This window comes from Mesorhizobium sp. M2A.F.Ca.ET.043.02.1.1, assembly GCF_003952405.1.
GTDB lineage: Bacteria > Pseudomonadota > Alphaproteobacteria > Rhizobiales > Rhizobiaceae > Mesorhizobium.
Genome location: NZ_CP034445.1, coordinates 4,195,403 through 4,212,580 on the forward strand (window position 1 = coordinate 4,195,403; position 17,178 = coordinate 4,212,580).

Consider the following 17,178-nt stretch of genomic DNA (forward strand, 5'->3'; position numbering starts at 1 on the left):
GTCACGTCAGCGTGCGCTCGATCTCCACGATAAGCGCATCGAGCGCCGCGCGGACTGTTCCTCCATCCGCCTGCTCGACCAGGAGCGTCTCCAGCGCCGACGCTCGGGCGCTGATTTCACCGAAGCCGAACGTTCCAGCCGCGCCTGCGAGGGAGTGGGCGATGCGGATCAGCGGATCGCTGCCAACGAGGGGAGTAGCCTGATGCGCGATGGCCTTTAACTCGGCGAGCTGATCGGCGCAGCGGCTGAGGAAGCGTTGCCGTAAAGGGGCGAAGGGCTCGATTGCGATGGGCGGCGCTCCGGCAAAACAATATCAAGATCTACCATCTAACACGCCTCATCCGAAAACGGACAGTCAGCTGCCGGTCTATTCGAGACAAGGCAGTCGTGCAGACTGCCGGCTGCATATCCCTGTTGTTCATGCTCTGTGCTTCATTCGATGTCGCATAAAGGGCAGACAGGAACCCTAGTTTCGGAATTCGGCATTACGCAGAAAGTCGCTCGCCTTTCGCAAGGCGCTCCTCGCCGGGGGTAGTCGGCCCCGCGTCCCGCCTGCGGCGGCGCTATGCTGACGCTCCTTCGGCTACCCTCTTAACCGGTCTCGTCGCCGCAGTCGGTCCCGCGTCGCGCCTGCGGCGCCGCTATGCTGACGCTCCTACGGCTGCCTTTTCTTTGAAGAGAGGCCGGGGGCATTGTGCATCGTCCGCACAACGAGATCCCATACGGCCGAGATCCCCTAACAACAACGGGCAACAGCCTCACGAGGGGAGAGATGGTCTTGGCCATCTCTCCCCCGCGAATGCCGCCTGCGCAGAGCGGGGCCGCCCGCTCGCAAGGCGGTGAATGATTCTCACCGCCTGACCGGATCCGATCCGCCCCGCTCGACGCGCAGCTCAGCTCCGCTCGCCGGCATTCGCCCCCCGCTCTGCCGCGCGCTCACGCGCCCCCGGAAGGCATGCCGAGGGGCATGCCTTCGGCATTTAAGGAAAGGACCTGAACCATGACGATCCATTCAAAGAGTGCGGAAACCACGACTGCCAGCGAGAGCGGCACCAGCGTTTTCATCCCACTGAACAAACTGAAGAAGTCGCCGCGCAATGCGCGCAAGACGCCGCATAGCGAGGCGATCATCGAAGCCTATGCGGCAAGTATCGCCGCCAAGGGCATCCTGCAAAACCTTGTTGTCGAGCCTGAGCGTGACGGCGAGGGCGAGGAAACCGGCTTCTATTTCGTCACCATCGGCGAGGGCCGCAGGCTGGCACAGCTTTTGCGCGTTAAGCGCAAGCAGATCAAGAAGACCGAACCGATCCGCTGCGTCATCGATATCAAGAACGATCCGCATGAAATCAGCCTGGACGAGAACATTACCCGCGAGGCGATGCACCCAGCCGACCAGTTCGAGGCGTTCCGGGAGCTTCACGAGCGCGGCTTGGGTGCCGAGGAAATCGCCGCCCGGTTCGGCATTACCGCGCATGTCGTGCGACAGCGCCTGCGGCTTGGCGCGGTCAGCCCCAAGCTGATGAAGGTCTACCGCGACGGCGACTTGACCCTCGATCAGCTGATGGCCTTCGCCATCACCGACGATCACGTCCGGCAGGAGCAGGTTTTCGAAAACCTCACCTATAATCGCGAGCCCTACATCATCCGCCGCGAACTGACGCGGACGCATGTTGCGGCTAGCGATCGCCGCGCGATCTTCGTCGGCGCGGAAGCCTACATGGAAGCGGGCGGCGCTATCCTGCGCGATCTGTTCACTGAGGATCGCGGCGGTTTCTACGAGGATGCCGCACTGCTCGACCGCATGGTGATCGAGAAGCTGCAGGGCATCGGCGAAACCGTCAGGCAGGCGGAAGGCTGGAAATGGGCGGACGTCCATATCGACTTTCCGCACGCAAACGGCTTGCGCCGCATCTATCCGCAACCCGTGGAGTTGTCGGAGGAAGACAAAGCCGCCTATGCGACGGCATCCGATGAATTCAACCGGCTCACGGAGGAATGGAACAGCGCCGAGGAACTGCCCGACGAAGTCGATCAGCACTTCGGCAAGCTTGAAGCCGAGATCGAACGCATCGACGCTCTGCGTCGCGCCTACGATCCCGATATTGTTTCGCGTGGCGGTGTGTTTATCGTGCTTTCCCATGACGGAACGGCGCGCATCGAACGCGGTTTCATCCGTGCCGAGGACGAGCAACCCCAAACCGGAGCGGAAACGCAGCTGGAGAGCGACGGCTATGCCGTCAACGATGATGGCGAGATCATCGAGACCGGCAGCGGATCGGACCCGGATGATGGTGGCGACGAAGAAGCGGAGGATGAAGGCAAGCCGCTATCGGACCTTCTGATCCGCGACCTGACCGCTCACCGGACGCTTGGGCTCCGCCTAGCGCTTGGCGAGCAGCCGGACATCGCCCTTGTCGCGGTTACACATGCGCTTGCCGCGCAGACGTTCTATCAGGGCGCGGAAGCCCACTGCCTCGAAATCCGCCCAACCAGCGTCTATCTCGCAGGTCACGCGGACGGCATCGAGGACACGGCGGCGGGCAAGGTCCTGGCGGATCGACATGCCGAGTGGGCTGCGGACATGCCGCGCGATGTGGGTGACCTATGGGGGTTCATTGCCTTGCTCGACCATGCAAGCGTCATGGCGCTGTTTGCCCATTGCGCCTCGCTAACAGTCAATGCCGTGAAGCAGCCTTGGGAGCGCAAACCTTGTGCCCATCAGACCGCCGACAGGCTGGCCACAGCGGTCAACCTCGACATGACCGCGCATTGGAGGCCGACAGTGCGCACCTATCTCGGGCGGGTTACCAAGGCGCAAATCCTTGACGCCGTGCGTGAAGCTGCCAGCGAAGACGATGTCGAGAGGTTGTCGGCCTTGAAGAAGCAGCCGATGGCGGAAGCCGCCGAGCAGCTTCTTTCTGGAACGGGATGGCTTCCAGCCATCATGCGGACCCAGGAACCGGCAGTGTTCGGTGAACCGCAGGAAGAGGCGGAAGGGGCCGATGACAGAACGGCGGACGTTGCCGAACTGGCGCCGGAAGCCGATGAGCCGGAGGCGGCGAATGCCGCGTTGGGCGACGGTGCGCCATCGGTTCCAGAGGGGGAGCAATTCAACGTCGCTGCCGAGTAAGCCGCAACGGCCGGAACCGCGATGCGGTTCCGGCCAGCTATTCAGTCGCCCCCGTGAATTTGCGGCCGCGCCATTGGCGCGGCCGTAACCTCGACAGCATTACATTTGGAACAGCAGCGAGCGAGACGCTATCGATAACAATTCGATGATCGTGGCCTGGGCAACCATCATCCCGAATGAAAGCGCGTGGCCACCAGATACATCGTCGTTCACACAGACGATCAGCCGTTGACGGCATCCTTGAGCGCCTTTGCCGGCTGGAAGACGACCTTCTTCGAAGCCGCTATCTTGATCGTGGCGCCAGTCGATGGATTGCGCCCCTCACGTGCCGGTTTGTTCTGCACCTTGAACTTGCCGAAGCCGTTGAGGCTGATTTCCTCTCCCTTGGCAGCGGCCTCCGCGATCCCCTTCAGCACATCCTCGACGACGGTCTTCGCCTGGGTTTTCGACAGGCCATGCGCGTCAGCAAGGCGTTCGGCGATATCGATCGTGTTTACGGCCATCGTTTTCATCCCTTTGTTGTGTCGGTTCGACGGATGGCCTTATGCCACAGGCGGTTTCGCGCTGTCATCGCCCCTGGAAGCGGAATCCGTTGCGAAACAAGGCTCGGAGGAGGCATTTTCACCAGCAATCAACGAAGCAAGCTGCTCTTCTCCTTGGCATCAACCCTGGAGCCGGGGCGGCGAACCTTTCCAGTGATGCCACACCCGCGCTTGCGCGGCCACGCGTAACCGGATCGTTTGGCGACGCGGCCAAGGATCCGGTGTGATCCGGTCGTCCCAGTTCGTTTCGACTGTTGCCCATTAGTAGAGCGGAGACCGGGAAGTCGTCACGGTTGCTTTGACAGCTTGGCAACCGTTGGCCACCGCGCGTGCTATGTCGCCTGCGCCACCGGAACGCGACAGCTACTCGGGGCAGAGGGGGGAGCCTGGCCATCTCATTGACATCCTCAGCCGGTGGAGGCCGAGATTGTGGTTGAGATACGAGTTCACCGTCCTCGCGCTACCGAGAAGCGCTCACGGTATAGAAGGCAGATGATCGATTGTAGCCACAGTGGCGTTCCCTCTGCTCGGTTCGTTCTAAACCACGCCCACGGCGCCCTCGAATGGATCTGGTCTGACCGAAGACCGTCTTCGCTTCGCTCAGCCTCGATCGTCTTCCCGCAACGGCTGCGCTGCGTTTTCTTCCCCTGGCCGAACCACCCCACCACGCAGGCGTGGCGGGGACCCCGGTTTACGCGGCCATTCCTCGCGGTCCAAGAAAGCCTCGCGCCGCCGTCTTCCACTTCGTTTCAGTCCCTCCGGGATGCAGACCGATCGTCTCCGGTCTCACGACCACCATCGAGGTCGCGATGGGCGCGGCCCGAGAAAAACAGAAGGAACCACCACCATGGCTACGATCGGCACTTTCTCCCGCACCGCGAACGGCTTCTCCGGCTCGGTCAAGACCCTCAACCTCAACGTCAAGACGGTGACGTTCTCGCCGGCCGAGGGCGACAATGAAAAGGGTCCCGACTTCCGCATCTTCGCCGGCGCCACCGAGTTCGGGGCGGCATGGAAGAAGACCTCGCGCGAGGGACGCGACTACCACTCCGTCAAGCTCGATGATCCCAGCTTCCCCGCTCCGATCTATGCGAGCCTGGTCGAGACCGAAACCGAGGGCGAGTTCTCGCTCATCTGGTCCCGCCGAGCCGCCGAGTGATCAGGCCTAACACGAAGCCCCGCCCAAGGCGGGGCTTCGCCATGTTCATGTTCGCCGCCCCCTGGCACTTCTGTCAGGCGCAGCAGGACTATGCTCTGGTGGTCGGTTTGCGCGCTTTCTTCACCGGCGACGACTTGACGGCTGTAGCGGTTGTCGCCGCCGCTGCCGCGCGAGCAGCCCGCTTTGGCTTTGCCGCCGCGGGTGCAGGCGTTTCTGCCTTGCGTCCAAGTCCAGATGCCTTCGCCAGGGCCGAACGGGTGGCCGCGTAGCTCGGCGCCACCATCGGATAGTCAGCGGGCAAGTTCCATTTGTGCCGGTATTCGTCGGGGCTGAGATTGTAGTGCGTTGCGAGATGGCGCTTCAGAGATTTGAACTTCTTTCCATCTTCCAGGCAGGATGAAGTCCGGCGTCACCGACTTTCTGATCGAGACCGCCGGTTCCTGCTTGACCGCAGGTTCCGTCGCAGGCGTGCCGATCCCTTGCAGAGCTGCATGGATATCGCCGATCAGCTTCGGCAAATCGCCGACCGGCACTGGATTGTTCGACACATAGGCGGCGACAATGTCAGCCGCTATCGAAACGGTATCCAGTTGGCCGTTTTGTTCGGGAGAAATGGTCATAGAGTTTTCCTTTGTCTTATCGGACACATCAAAATCGTGAGATTTACCCATTCCGCCAATCAGGCAAATAGTCCGTTTCCTTTCTACAATCCACATCTCCAGCCAATATTATAACGGTAAGCTCCGCTTTCATCGTTCTGATCGGCTGCGGATACCTTGCCGATCCGTTGGGAAGCGAGGAACTTCCCCTCGCTTCCCCGCCATTGCCGCCTGTGCAGAGCAGAGCCGCCGACTCGCAAAGCGGCCGACCACGTAATTGTCGCGATCAATTTCGATCCGCTCCGCTCGAGCGTGCAGCTCGGCTCCGCGCGCCGGCATTGGCCCCCATCACTCCCGCGCGCTCACGCGCCCCCGGAAGGCATGCCGCAGGACATGCCTTCGGCATCAACGGCAAAAGGAGTGAGCACAATGAACATGACCACCATCATCACCGGCGAGAGCAACAGCCAGCAGCAGGCGGCTTCGAACGGTTTTCGCGTCAACATCTCGCGTGGCGAGCGGATCGGGCGGGTTTCCTCGGAATGGTTTTCGCGTCCCGATGACGAACGCTATCTGAGCCTCACCGAACTTTATGACGCCGTAAAACAGCGAGCAGACTGCGCTACTGCCCGCACCGTCGAAAGCCGCGCCGTGCGGGTGGAAGCAACTCGCGAAAATGCAGATCGCCTTTCGTTGATCGTGCCGGGACAGGAACAGCCAATCGCGCCCACCCATTGGAGCTTTGGTCAGCTTTGCAGTCTTGTCAGCGCGCCGGCCACCTACATGCGCCAGCTTCCCGCACCGCTGTCGGGCATCAATTTGCAGCATGGGCTTTTGAGCCATCGCGCGGAGTTGATGAAAACCCTCGAGACGGAAGACGGACGTGTCGAGCTCCGCGCCGTCACCGGGCCGGACTATGGCCGCATCTGGGATCACGAGCTTGTCGCTGCCGTAATGAAGATCGCGGGCAATGGCACCGGTGACACCATGTGGAAGGTGCCCGGCGTTCTGGATTGGGCGACCATGACGCACAATCCATTCGTTGATGTCTCCAAGGACACCACAACGCTCTACGCCAGCGACCGCGACGTGTTTCTGTTTCTGGTTGATGATACGCATCCGATCGAAGCCGGGCGGCTCCCGAATGGCGAACCGGATTTGTATTTTCGCGGCTTCTATTGCTGGAATTCGGAAGTCGGTTCGAAGACACTAGGCATCGCGAGCTTCTATCTGCGCGCCGTCTGCATGAACCGCAATCTGTGGGGCGTGGAAGGCTTTGAAGAAATCAGCATCCGGCATTCGAAGTTTGCAGCACTTCGTTTTGCTCATGAGGCAGCGCCGGCCTTGACGAACTTTGCAAACTCAAGCCCTGCTCCGTTCATCGCCGGCATCAAGGCCGCGCGTGAGAAGATCGTCGCCCGTAGCGATGAAGACCGCGAAAGCTTCCTGCGCAAGCGCGGTTTCTCCAAGGCCGAAACAGGCAAGATCATCGAGAAGGTTTTGCAGGAGGAGGGCCGCCCGCCCGAAAGCATATTCGATTTCGTGCAGGGCATGACCGCACATGCCCGCACAAAGGCTCATCAGGATAGCCGGCTTGAACTCGAAGCCAGGGCGAAAGCGTTGCTCGAAAAGGCCGCGTGATATTCACGACGCCGCGCGGCCGACATCCGGCCGCGCGACGTGATCGTGGAAACCTTTGATGGATCAGTGACGCACACCGGTAGCGGCGATGCCAGGTTGCAGCCGCGGCTCGCCGGGCTCCGCCCGGCTCGCGATGCAACTGTCGCCATTTTGAGCACAGCCACAAGAATTCATTTGGGTTCAGAGGTCTGATTTCGCCCTTGAAAGCTCGACTGCTTAACGCCCCCTGGCGGGCAAACTCGGAACTGCTGCCACCTCATCTAGAATATCATGGGGATCGAATCCGATCGTTTCAGCCAGGTCGAGGAACTCGATCACGTCCAAGCGCCTTCCTCCAGACTCGATGTCCGCGACTACTGATTGGTATCGATCGATTGCCTTTGCCAAGTCAGCTTGGCTCAAGCCTGCAGCTTTGCGCTTGTCCACGATCAATTGGATAAGTCGCAAATGTCTTGGCGACCGAAGTGTCTTTTGCATTCGCTGCCGGTCCTTGACGAAACCGGCAGATCAATTAAATGGAAATCCAGATAATCAGAAAATCTGGTTATCTGCTGAATGCAGCTGCTCCTGCTTCCACGACTTTTTGGTGGGCCGTGCTTAAACCACTCCTCGATCCCGATGTCGCCGACGTAGCGCCGGATTCCCCGATCCTGACGGGGTATGATGAGGAGCGGCTGCTTACCTACATCCGCCTGCTCGACGCGGCTGCTGAAGATGCGGACTGGCGTGAGGTGGCCAGGATCGTCCTCCACATGGATCCTGACCAGGAACCGGAGCGGGCATTCCGATCATGGGAGACGCATCTTGCCCGCGCCCGCTGGATGACGACGAACGGCTATCGATATCTTCTGGCCGGCGGAGCGCCACACTAAGCGTCCAAGACCACGCTTTGCTCAATCAGCACAGCGGTTTGCCAATTCTCCAACTACCCGATTTGCGTGTCGGCACAGATGCTCTTTCCGAAGCCCGCAGCGAATGCGAGCGTCGGGAGAGGACTTGGCACATTGCGCGGCGATTGGACCGATCCGGCTGCCTACACTAACATGCAGGCCTACGAGCCTGCAGAGTTCGCCGCCGAGTATCTGATCCGGAACGACGATTTCATCGCAGAGTGCAGCCAGCTTTCGTCGCATCTTCCGGCTTCCTTAGAACTTGTCGGTCCGGCTGACTTCACCGCTCGTTGGGGCGCGCGATTTCAGAGTCACCGGTGACGGGCTTCCGTTAGCGAAGAACATTATCTGGACGGAACAGGCCTCGCCGCGCGTACTGCGGACCAAGCAAATCCAGTCGTCAGTCAGCCCTTCGCATCAGGCTGTTCAACTTTCCAGATTGAGGGGCGCCGCCGTTTGGAAAGCCGGCGACCTTCATATTCTTTGGCTGGGATCGAACGGAACAAATCATCTCGTCGCCGAGACCCTTAGCGGCGCGCCCGATTTCAACGCCATCGTCCTGCCACTCGACGCGGCGTTCGAGACACGGCTCGACGCAGCACGGCAGTTCTGGCGTGACCTGAACGGCCGGCCGCCCGGTCCTGCCTATGGCGCACTGCCGAAGCAAGCGAAGGCGCGGCACATTCTTAATCTGCGCGCTCATGACGCTCGCCGTGCAGGTGCCGCCTATCGCGAGATCGCCGAGACACTGCTCTCACGAGAACCGATCGCACCGCGGGACTGGCGCGATCACCATCTCCGACACAAGGTCCGGGCGACCCTGCGAAGGGCGGAGCGTCTTGTGGCCGGCGGCTATCGCGATCTTCTCTTCTATCCGCACAGCCGCAGCCGAAAATCCGATCACTGAAACTCTGCTTCGCAGGGGTAGCAAATACGCCCCCTGCTATCTTTGCCCTCCCTCGTCTTTTCTCAATTCGACCATCGTCCGTTTTGCGCGTCCCGGCAGGCCAGGATGACAGCAAAACCGAATGGAGATCGAGCGATGTCGAAGGGTCCCGCGGACGCGCCCCAAAAATACCTGCGAACCAAGGAGGCGGCTCCAATCGTCGGCCTTTGCGCTCGCACCCTGGAAAAGCACCGGACCTATGGCACCGGCCCAAAGTACCGAAAGGTCGGCGGGCGCGTCCTCTATGACATCGACGACCTGCATGCCTGGATCGAGCTCGGCGCGCGCACGTCCACCAGCGATGCGGACGCGACTTTTGTTCCGCCTGCCAAGCCACATGCCGCTCGCGCGCCTGCTTACGCCGGCAGACGCGATCGCGCCTCCTGACCGGTGGAGTGTATCAGTGCGGTATTTTTCCGAAGGCCAGCTTGATCTGTTTCGCGCGCGCGCTAGCGTGCTGGCGCCGCGCGACGCTCAGGATCTCATGTCGTGGCCGTTCTTCTCACTCGCCAAATCGCGGCGCGTGGCACCCATTGATTTTCGTATGGGCGAGGTGTCGATCCGCGTCGAAGCGACTGTCGAACATGGCATGGCGACGATCTGGGACGCCGACATCCTGATCTGGGCAGCCAGCCAGATTGTTGACGCGCGAGACAACGGCCTTCGTACCTCGCGGCTGATGGCAGCCACGCCCTACGAGATTCTCGCCTTTATCGAGCGTGGCGATTCCGCCCACAGTTACGGCAGGCTGAAGGCGGCGCTCGATCGGCTGCAATCGACAACCGTGGCCACATCTATCCGCCAGTCATCGGAACGGCGGCGCCATCGCTTCTCCTGGATTAACGAATGGAAGGAGCGGACGGATGTCAACGGGCGCCCGCTTGGCATCGAGCTCGTTCTGCCAGACTGGTTCTATGCCGGTGTCATCGACGATGCCCTGATCCTCACCATCGACCGGCAATATTTTGGGCTGACAGGTGGTCTGGAGCGATGGCTCTATCGCCTAGTTCGCAAGCACGGTGGCCGCCAGACTCATGGCTGGAGTTTTGATCTTCGCCATCTCCACCTGAAGTCGGGCAGCCTGTCGCCCTTCAAACGTTTCGCCTTCGACCTGCGCGAGATCGTCAGTCGTCAGCCGCTGCCTGGTTACCAGCTTGCGCTGATCATTGATCCCGACGGCCGCGCTCGCCTGACGTTCCATTCTAGTCCGGCCGACCCATTCACCCGCGTCCGCGCAACACGTGATCGCTCTGCCAAGGCTGGGGAATGACTGTGGACAGGCCCGTGCTATCAGGAACCGCAACACCCGTGCCATCGGGAACCGGATTCCCGTGCTATCGGGAACCGGAATCGGCCTTAAGTCATTGCGCCGATTGCCCAATCCGCTCCTCTAACGTTTCTAACCTGGAATCCTTCGGATTCTTTCTAACGGAAGGCGCCGATGAGCGAGGCTGTGGACGAGAGCCAGACCCTGGTCGTTCGGCCATGCGGAAATCGATCGGCGTCCAATTCTCCTACCGCAGTAGAACTGGGTTTTCCGCGCCTCGCTTAGCCATGCTCGCTCGTGGCCCCCTGTCATGGAGGGCGCCATGAGCGATCTCACCACCGTCGAACTGGTGTGGCTCAAGAAGCGGATCGAGAACTACATCCGCTTCGGCAAGGTTGCTTCGAACAGGACAATCGACCGCAGTCGCCGTGTCGTCTCCTTTGCACCCAGCAGCAGCTTCGCCTTTGTTCGCTGGACCGCAAACGACTTCGGCACCGTCGCTTCGCGCATCGACATCCTGCGCGCCGTTGAACCGGGCAAGCGCTGTTCGACCGTCGCCTATGTGCGGCCTGGCGCCGACATTCTGCTTACAGCGATCGGATGGCCGAACGTCGAGAAGGTGCTGCAGATCATCGACTCGATAGAGGCTATCGGCGTCGATCCTGTCGACGTCTCGCCGGACTATTGGCGGCATGCCCACAGCAGACTCGCCGCGCGGGAGATGCCCAGGCCCTACACGCGCCAGCGCCATGAGGCTTGGCTTCTGCGTCGCAGGATTGAGTCATGAGCATGCGCGCAACGATGGTCGTCGCGATGCTCGGCGGTTCGCTCCTGGTCGCGGAGCCGGCATGGTTCCCACATCGACCGCAGTTGATCTGGAACGCATCGGCGAGCGTTCCCATCGGGCTCTATCGCGTCGCGCCGGCTGACAGTGTCGGTGTTGTCGACATCGCCGTCGTCATGCCGCCCGAACCCCTCGCGCAGCTTCTGTCCGCACGTGGATATCTGCCGCGTGGCGTGCCGCTTCTGAAGCGCGTGCTGGCACTCGGCGGACAGACTGTCTGCCGTTGCGGCAGCGCTATCATGGTCCGCGGCGTGACCTTTGGACATGCGCGCGAACGTGACACGCGCGGTCGATTGCTTCCCGAATGGCGGGGCTGTCGTGTCATCGCCGGTGACGAAGTCTTTCTCATGAACTGGGACGCGGCCGACAGTTTCGACGGCCGCTATTTCGGCCCGCTGCCGAGGGCTTCGATCATCGGCCGTGCGGTTCCGGTCTGGGTCGCCCACCAAAGATCTCTGGCGCCGAATGTTCGCAGAGATTCCGTTCCCGACGAGCCGTGACGGCTCGCACCAACTCTCATCCAACCCTCGCGAAAGGAGCATCGCAATGGCCCAGATCGGCACTTTCAACCGCACCGAGGATGGCTTTTTCGGTAACATCTCAACGCTCAGGCTCGACGCCAAGCTTACCATTCTGCCTGCCGGCAAGTCGGATGCCGAGAACGCGCCCGATCATCGCATCTTCTGTGAAGGCATTGAGATCGGTGCTGCCTGGGTCCGCACCGGCGAGAAGGCTGGCAGTTATCTCTCCGTATCCATCGACGACCCGTCGTTCACACAGCCAATTCGCGCCAATCTGTTTCAGTCCGGTGCCGCGAAGGACGTCTGGCATCTGCACTGGAGCCGGCAGCCGAAGCGTGACGAGCGAGGATGATCGGATGCTCCGATTGCGCTTTCGCGGCCTTTCTGCATCAAACCCTTTGATCGATCGAGCGCTGGTCAAACCCTTCGACCCGATCGCCTGTCAGGCGGCTGCCGCGCGCAGCGGAGGCCAAGGGCGGTTGGGCGCTTGCCCATCCATGCGGGCACTCGTTGCTCGCCGATTTGCGGCAAGCAAGTCCGGCCGGCGAAGCCTTGCCCTTGACGGAAGCGAGCACGGCGGCAGGCTTTTCGCTCGTCGGGACAGTCGAGCATGTGGTGTCTTCCACCGAGGCATGGTGGTGTCTGCAGCCGCCATGGTCACGTTTTCAGTGTCAGCAGCCTGTGCCGATCCTACATCGCGTGGCGAGCATTCGCCGCGCTCCGAGAGTGCCATCTCGGTGGATTATCCATGGTCGGCGCACGTCCGCGAGGCTGCCAAACGCTTTGCGATTCCTGAGCGACTGCTTCGCGCCGTCATGCAGGTCGAAAGCGTTGGTGATGTCCATGCGGTGTCGAGCAAGGAGGCGATGGGCCTGATGCAAATCATGCCGGCGACGTGGGAAGAACTGCGCATCAGGCACCGCTTAGGTGTCGATCCTTATCAGCCGCGCGGCAACATTCTTGCAGGTGCGGCGTATCTCCGCGAGATGCTCGACCGCTTCGGCCGCAACGGTTTCCTCGCCGCATACAATGCTGGGCCTGGACGGTACGAAGAGCATCTTGCGACGGGCCGTCCGCTGCCGCGCGAGACGATCGACTACGTCAGGAAACTCGCCCCGCTGATCGATGGTTCGCTTCCCATTCCGACGCGTTCACGCCAACGAGCGGGCAGCGCGAGCGCACTCGATTCGGTGATTTTCACGCGCATCGCAAACACTGAGGATGCATTGGCTGCGCGAGGCAAGCGCGAGACCGATGCTCCTGCCGAGACTGTGTTCACGGCTATCCGTCCAACCAGCGTGCGAGCACCGGCGGGGAGAGCGGTCACCGATCTTACGGCGCTCGCGCCGCAACCTGACGGCTCCCGCACTGAAGGCGTATCGGTTCCGAACCCCGCGATTCGCAGTCCGTTCGCGCAGAGCTTCGCCGCGTCTTCCCAATGACCTCAGCATTCCTGGCCAATCGCATTCCGGCCTGTCCCGTCGTGGAAACTGCGGCGGGAGGGTTGGCGGTGCGAGTGGGCGAAGAGGGATGGCAGGATAAAGGGCCGCGATGTGCGGCTCGGTCGGGGTGTTGGGTTTCAAGGGTTTGCGCGCCGGGTCCGCGATGTAGGCAAGAAATCCGCGATGTGCGCAATTGCCATTTTCGGACACTTTCCAATCGAAATCGCACCTCGCGGGCTCAGCAGCCATGAAACGTGACGATGACTTCCGCGTCCGGCCTGGTCGTATCCGCTCTCGCGCCGGTCAGCGGGCTCGGCCGTTCATCTTCCAGGCGATCGCGGCCACGCAGCGAGCTGGCGGGCATATCTCGCGGAAGGGACGGATCATCTCTCCACGAACCTCCACGTTCGGCCGCGGCAGGTCGGCAGGTGTTCGCGCCAATCGTCTCATCACTGGCCGCTCGCGAGGGGCTGTCGTCAAGGCACGCGTGGTCCGTCAGTTCCAGGGATCGGTGCCGCTTGCAGCCCATCTCAAATATCTTCGCCGCGAGGGCGTGACGCGTGACGGCAAGGAAGCAAGAATGTTTGGCCCGGAGACGGACGAGGCCAACCATGACGCCTTCTCCGATCGATGCAAGGATGACCGGCACCATTTCCGTTTCATCGTCTCACCAGATGACGCCCAAGAGTTGGGCGACCTCAAGAGTTTTGCTCGTGATCTGATGGTCGACATGGAGCGCGATCTCGGCACGAAGCTCGACTGGATCGGCGTCGACCACTGGAACACTGAACATCCGCATATCCACATCCTCGTCCGCGGTGTCGCCGACGATGGTGAAAACCTCGTCATTTCACGCGACTACATTCGCCAAGGCATGCGCGGCCGGGCGAGCGAAATCCTCACTCAGACACTCGGACCGCGGACAGACCACGATATCCGTCGAACGATCGAGCAGCAGATAGCTGCCGAGCGCTGGACACAGCTCGACCGGCAGCTTGCCCGCGACACGGATCGCCATGGCACCATCGATCTCGCTCCGCATCCCGATCGCCAGCCCGACCAGTTCCTGACACTCAAAGTCGGGCGGCTTCGCAAGCTGGAGGGTCTCGGTCTTGCTAACGAAATCCGTCCCGGTCAATGGATGATGGCCGAGGAGGCTGAGACGACCTTGCGTGCCCTCGGCGAGCGCGGTGACATCATCAAGCGCATGCATCGCAGCCTGACTGGCCATGGCATCGACAAGGGCTCGGCCGATTATGTCCTTGCAACTGAGCAGATCGACAAACCTATAATCGGCCGGCTGCTGGAGCGGGGCCTCGACGATGAGCTGCGAGGCTCGGCCTATGCCATCGTCGACGGTATAGACGGGCGTGCCCTTCACATCCGGTTTCAAGATCTCGACGCCACCGGCGATTCCGCCCCGGGCTCGATCGTCGAGCTTCGATGCTACGAGGACGTGAAGGGCCGCAGCCGAGCTGCACTGGCAGTCCGCTCCGACCTCTCCATCGAAGAACAAATCCATGCCGGCGGTGCGACCTGGCTCGACCGTCGACTTGTCGCGCGTGAATCCATCGAAGTCGGGGAGGGCGGCTTCGGCAGGGACGTGAGGCAGGCGCTACAGCGTCGCACCGAATATCTTCTTGAGCAGGGTTTCGCACAGCGCGACGGTCAACGCGTCATCTTCGCTCGCAATCTGATCGACACGCTACGCGATCGCGAGGTGAACGCGATTGGATCTCGGCTCGCTGCCGAGACCGGACTGCCCTACGTGAAGGGATCTGAAGGCGACCAAGTAGCTGGTATCTATCGACAGCGGCTTTCGCTCGCTTCCGGCCGCTTCGCCATGATTGATGAGGGGCTCGGTTTCAGCCTGGTGCCGTGGTCGCCGTCCCTCGGCAAGCAACTCGGCAATCACATCTCCGGCGTCTCTCGCGGGCACAGTGGTGTTGACTGGAACTTCGGGAGGAAGCGAGGAATCGGGCTTTGACCGGTCGAAGGCGTCATTGAGTTTGATCTCTCGATCGCCTTCCTTCCTTGGCAGGTCTTTGCACGTCAGCGCACGACCAGTTGCCTCAATCGCTCATTTCTTCTTGCATGCGCGAGATTCCCACATTGTCTATCCGCTCCCAATTGCTATCCGGGAAACGAAATATGCCGGCGACCAGGATATTGTGGGGTCAGGTCCTCACTGCCCTTTTGATAGTGCTTCTCACCACTTGGTGCGCCACACAATGGACGGCTTGGCGCCTCGGCTTCCAGCCGCAGCTTGGGCCGCCGTGGTTCGTGTTTGCCGGCCTGCCCATCTATCCGCCGCCTGCATTTTTCTGGTGGTGGTTTTTCTACGATGCCTACGCGCCTGAGATATTCGTCGAGGGCGCGCTGATAGCGGCAAGCGGTAGCTTCATCGCGATTGCGGTGGCCATTGGAATGTCGGTTTGGCGCGCACGTGAGGCGAAGAACGCGGCCACCTACGGCTCCGCGCGCTGGGCGACCTTCGACGAAATTCGTGCCGCAGGCATGATCGGTCCGGACGGCGTGGTGCTTGGTAAGTTGGACCGGGACTATCTGCGTCACGATGGTCCCGAACATGTGCTGTGCTTTGCGCCGACCCGAAGCGGCAAGGGTGTTGGCCTCGTCGTGCCGTCACTGCTGACCTGGCCTGGCTCGGCGATCGTCCACGACATCAAGGGCGAGAACTGGGAACTGACGGCCGGATGGCGTGCACGCTTTGGGCGAGTGCTTCTGTTCGATCCGACCAATGCCGCGTCTGCCGGCTACAATCCGCTGCTCGAAGTGCGGCGAGGCGAATGGGAAGTGCGTGATGTCCAGAACGTCGCCGACGTGCTGGTCGATCCCGAGGGCTCGCTGGAACGCAGGAACCATTGGGAAAAGACCAGCCACGCGCTGCTTGTTGGCGCCATCCTGCATGTCCTCTATGCCGAACCGGACAAGACGCTCGCCGGTGTCGCAAACTTCCTTTCCGACCCACGGCGGCCGGTCGAGACGACGCTGCGCACGATGATGTTGACCAGGCATCTCGGAGACGCCGGTCCGCATCCGGTCGTGGCGTCAGCCGCGCGCGAATTGCTCAACAAATCGGAAAACGAGCGCTCCGGCGTGCTCTCGACTGCCATGAGCTTTCTGGGCCTCTATCGCGATCCGGTCGTGGCCAGGGTGACGTCTCGTTGTGACTGGCGGATCGCCGACCTTGTCGAGAGCGAGCGGGCAACGACGCTCTATCTGGTCGTGCCGCCATCGGACATCAGCCGTACCAAACCGCTGATCCGGCTGGTTCTCAACCAGATCGGCCGTAGATTGACGGAAGATCTGCACGCCAAAGACCGGCGCCAACGCCTGTTGATGATGCTGGATGAGTTTCCGGCACTCGGCCGGCTCGATTTCTTTGAAAGCGCGCTGGCCTTCATGGCGGGCTACGGCATCAAGTCATTCCTGATCGCGCAGTCGCTCAACCAAATTGAAAAGGCCTATGGGCCCAACAATTCCATTCTCGATAACTGCCACGTGCGCGTCAGCTTCGCCACCAATGACGAGCGTACTGCCAAGCGCGTGTCCGACTCGCTGGGAACGGGAACCGAGATGCGCGCCATGAAGAACTATGCCGGCCACCGATTGTCGCCCTGGCTTGGGCATCTCATGGTCTCGCGGCAGGAGACGGCGCGCGCTCTGATGACACCGGGCGAGATCATGCAGCTTCCGCCCGCCGACGCCATCGTCATGGTATCGGGCCTGTTCCCGATCCGGGCGAAGAAGGCACGCTATTTCGCCGATCAGCGGCTTGCCGAACGGGTTCTTCCGCCACCCAGACCTGAAGCGGTCGCGGGCACATCGCCTCGCGACGACTGGACAGCAGTCCAGGCGGTGCCCGAGCCCAGTCCTGTAGCGCCGCCGCTACCCGCAAATGGACTGGATGAGGATCCGGCCAATGGTGGCATCCGCCGGCAGCCCGAGCTCCCGGACCATGAGGACATTGCGCCCGAGCGGACAACAGGGCGCATAGACGAGTTCGACCTAGATCGGGACGAGCCCGACGACGATGCCGTCCGCCGGCGTTCTCTTGACCGCGCAATGCGGCAGGTGTCGCGTCAGGCCGCACTTGATCCCAATGATGGCATCGAGCTTTGAAACGTGAAGGCTGCCAAGAAAAAACGGCTCTCGGCCTATCTCGACCCAGACGTC

General features: G+C 61.5%; 15 protein-coding genes and 2 pseudogenes. 13 read left to right on the top strand and 4 right to left on the bottom strand.

Annotated elements, in window-relative coordinates; all coding sequences use genetic code 11:
* Position 1: 1 nt before the first annotated feature.
* Positions 2–289 carry an Hpt domain-containing protein gene (locus tag EJ068_RS19980; RefSeq protein ID WP_129555023.1) on the bottom strand — a complete coding sequence of 96 codons (288 nt, stop codon included), beginning with the start codon at positions 287–289 and terminating at the stop codon, positions 2–4.
* 711 nt (positions 290–1,000) lie between these two features.
* Here EJ068_RS19980 and EJ068_RS19985 point away from each other — a divergent pair.
* On the top strand, positions 1,001–3,130 hold the full coding sequence (locus tag EJ068_RS19985; RefSeq protein ID WP_129554790.1) for a ParB/RepB/Spo0J family partition protein: 2,130 nt from the start codon (positions 1,001–1,003) through the stop codon (positions 3,128–3,130).
* A gap of 221 nt (positions 3,131–3,351) precedes the next feature.
* On the opposite strand, the pseudogene EJ068_RS19990 reads toward EJ068_RS19985, so the two are convergent.
* Positions 3,352–3,645 (bottom strand): annotated as a pseudogene (locus EJ068_RS19990) (HU family DNA-binding protein); the annotation flags it as partial.
* Between the two features lie 874 nt (positions 3,646–4,519).
* On the opposite strand from EJ068_RS19990, the gene EJ068_RS19995 reads away from it, so the two are divergent.
* Positions 4,520–4,831, top strand: coding sequence for a DUF736 domain-containing protein (locus EJ068_RS19995; protein WP_129554792.1), 312 nt, complete (start codon positions 4,520–4,522; stop codon positions 4,829–4,831).
* Positions 4,832–4,919: 88 nt separating this feature from the next.
* On the opposite strand, the pseudogene EJ068_RS20000 reads toward EJ068_RS19995, so the two are convergent.
* Positions 4,920–5,451 (bottom strand): annotated as a pseudogene (locus tag EJ068_RS20000) (MucR family transcriptional regulator).
* Between the two features lie 408 nt (positions 5,452–5,859).
* Here EJ068_RS20000 and EJ068_RS20005 point away from each other — a divergent pair.
* On the top strand, positions 5,860–7,071 hold the full coding sequence (locus EJ068_RS20005; protein WP_189512531.1) for a DUF932 domain-containing protein: 1,212 nt from the start codon (positions 5,860–5,862) through the stop codon (positions 7,069–7,071).
* 216 nt (positions 7,072–7,287) lie between these two features.
* Here the strand turns inward: EJ068_RS20005 and EJ068_RS20010 are convergent, their stop codons facing one another.
* Positions 7,288–7,548: a helix-turn-helix transcriptional regulator gene (locus tag EJ068_RS20010; protein WP_129554793.1), complete on the bottom strand. Its 261-nt coding sequence runs from the start codon at positions 7,546–7,548 to the stop codon at positions 7,288–7,290.
* Between the two features lie 116 nt (positions 7,549–7,664).
* Between EJ068_RS20010 and EJ068_RS20015 the strand changes: the two genes are divergently transcribed.
* From EJ068_RS20015 to EJ068_RS20060, 10 genes are all read left to right on the top strand, one after another.
* On the top strand, positions 7,665–7,943 hold the full coding sequence (locus EJ068_RS20015; protein ID WP_129555025.1) for a DUF2285 domain-containing protein: 279 nt from the start codon (positions 7,665–7,667) through the stop codon (positions 7,941–7,943).
* Positions 7,944–8,223: 280 nt separating this feature from the next.
* Entirely contained in the window at positions 8,224–8,868 is a 645-nt protein-coding gene (locus tag EJ068_RS20020) for a DUF2285 domain-containing protein (protein ID WP_129554794.1), read from the top strand.
* 135 nt (positions 8,869–9,003) lie between these two features.
* Positions 9,004–9,294: a helix-turn-helix domain-containing protein gene (locus EJ068_RS20025; protein ID WP_129554795.1), complete on the top strand. Its 291-nt coding sequence runs from the start codon at positions 9,004–9,006 to the stop codon at positions 9,292–9,294.
* Positions 9,245–10,177 (top strand): replication initiator protein A, encoded by a 933-nt coding sequence (locus EJ068_RS20030; RefSeq protein ID WP_129554796.1) that lies wholly within the window; start codon positions 9,245–9,247, stop codon positions 10,175–10,177. The genes EJ068_RS20025 and EJ068_RS20030 overlap by 50 nt, the downstream gene beginning before the upstream one ends.
* A gap of 319 nt (positions 10,178–10,496) precedes the next feature.
* Complete coding sequence (locus EJ068_RS20035) at positions 10,497–10,961, top strand: DUF2840 domain-containing protein (RefSeq protein ID WP_129554797.1); 465 nt, start codon at positions 10,497–10,499, stop codon at positions 10,959–10,961.
* 14 nt (positions 10,962–10,975) lie between these two features.
* Entirely contained in the window at positions 10,976–11,518 is a 543-nt protein-coding gene (locus tag EJ068_RS20040; RefSeq protein WP_245463162.1) for a S26 family signal peptidase, read from the top strand.
* A gap of 46 nt (positions 11,519–11,564) precedes the next feature.
* The gene (locus tag EJ068_RS20045) at positions 11,565–11,891 is read left to right on the top strand and encodes a DUF736 domain-containing protein (protein WP_129554799.1); all 327 of its coding nucleotides are present in this window, start codon (positions 11,565–11,567) and stop codon (positions 11,889–11,891) included.
* A 280-nt stretch (positions 11,892–12,171) separates the two neighbouring features.
* Entirely contained in the window at positions 12,172–12,981 is an 810-nt protein-coding gene (locus EJ068_RS20050) for a lytic transglycosylase domain-containing protein (protein ID WP_245463478.1), read from the top strand.
* 247 nt (positions 12,982–13,228) lie between these two features.
* Positions 13,229–14,968 (top strand): VirD2 family relaxase/mobilization nuclease, encoded by a 1,740-nt coding sequence (locus EJ068_RS20055; RefSeq protein ID WP_129554800.1) that lies wholly within the window; start codon positions 13,229–13,231, stop codon positions 14,966–14,968.
* 164 nt (positions 14,969–15,132) lie between these two features.
* Positions 15,133–17,124 (top strand): conjugal transfer protein TraG, encoded by a 1,992-nt coding sequence (locus EJ068_RS20060; RefSeq protein ID WP_129554801.1) that lies wholly within the window; start codon positions 15,133–15,135, stop codon positions 17,122–17,124.
* The last annotated feature ends 54 nt before the right edge of the window (positions 17,125–17,178 follow it).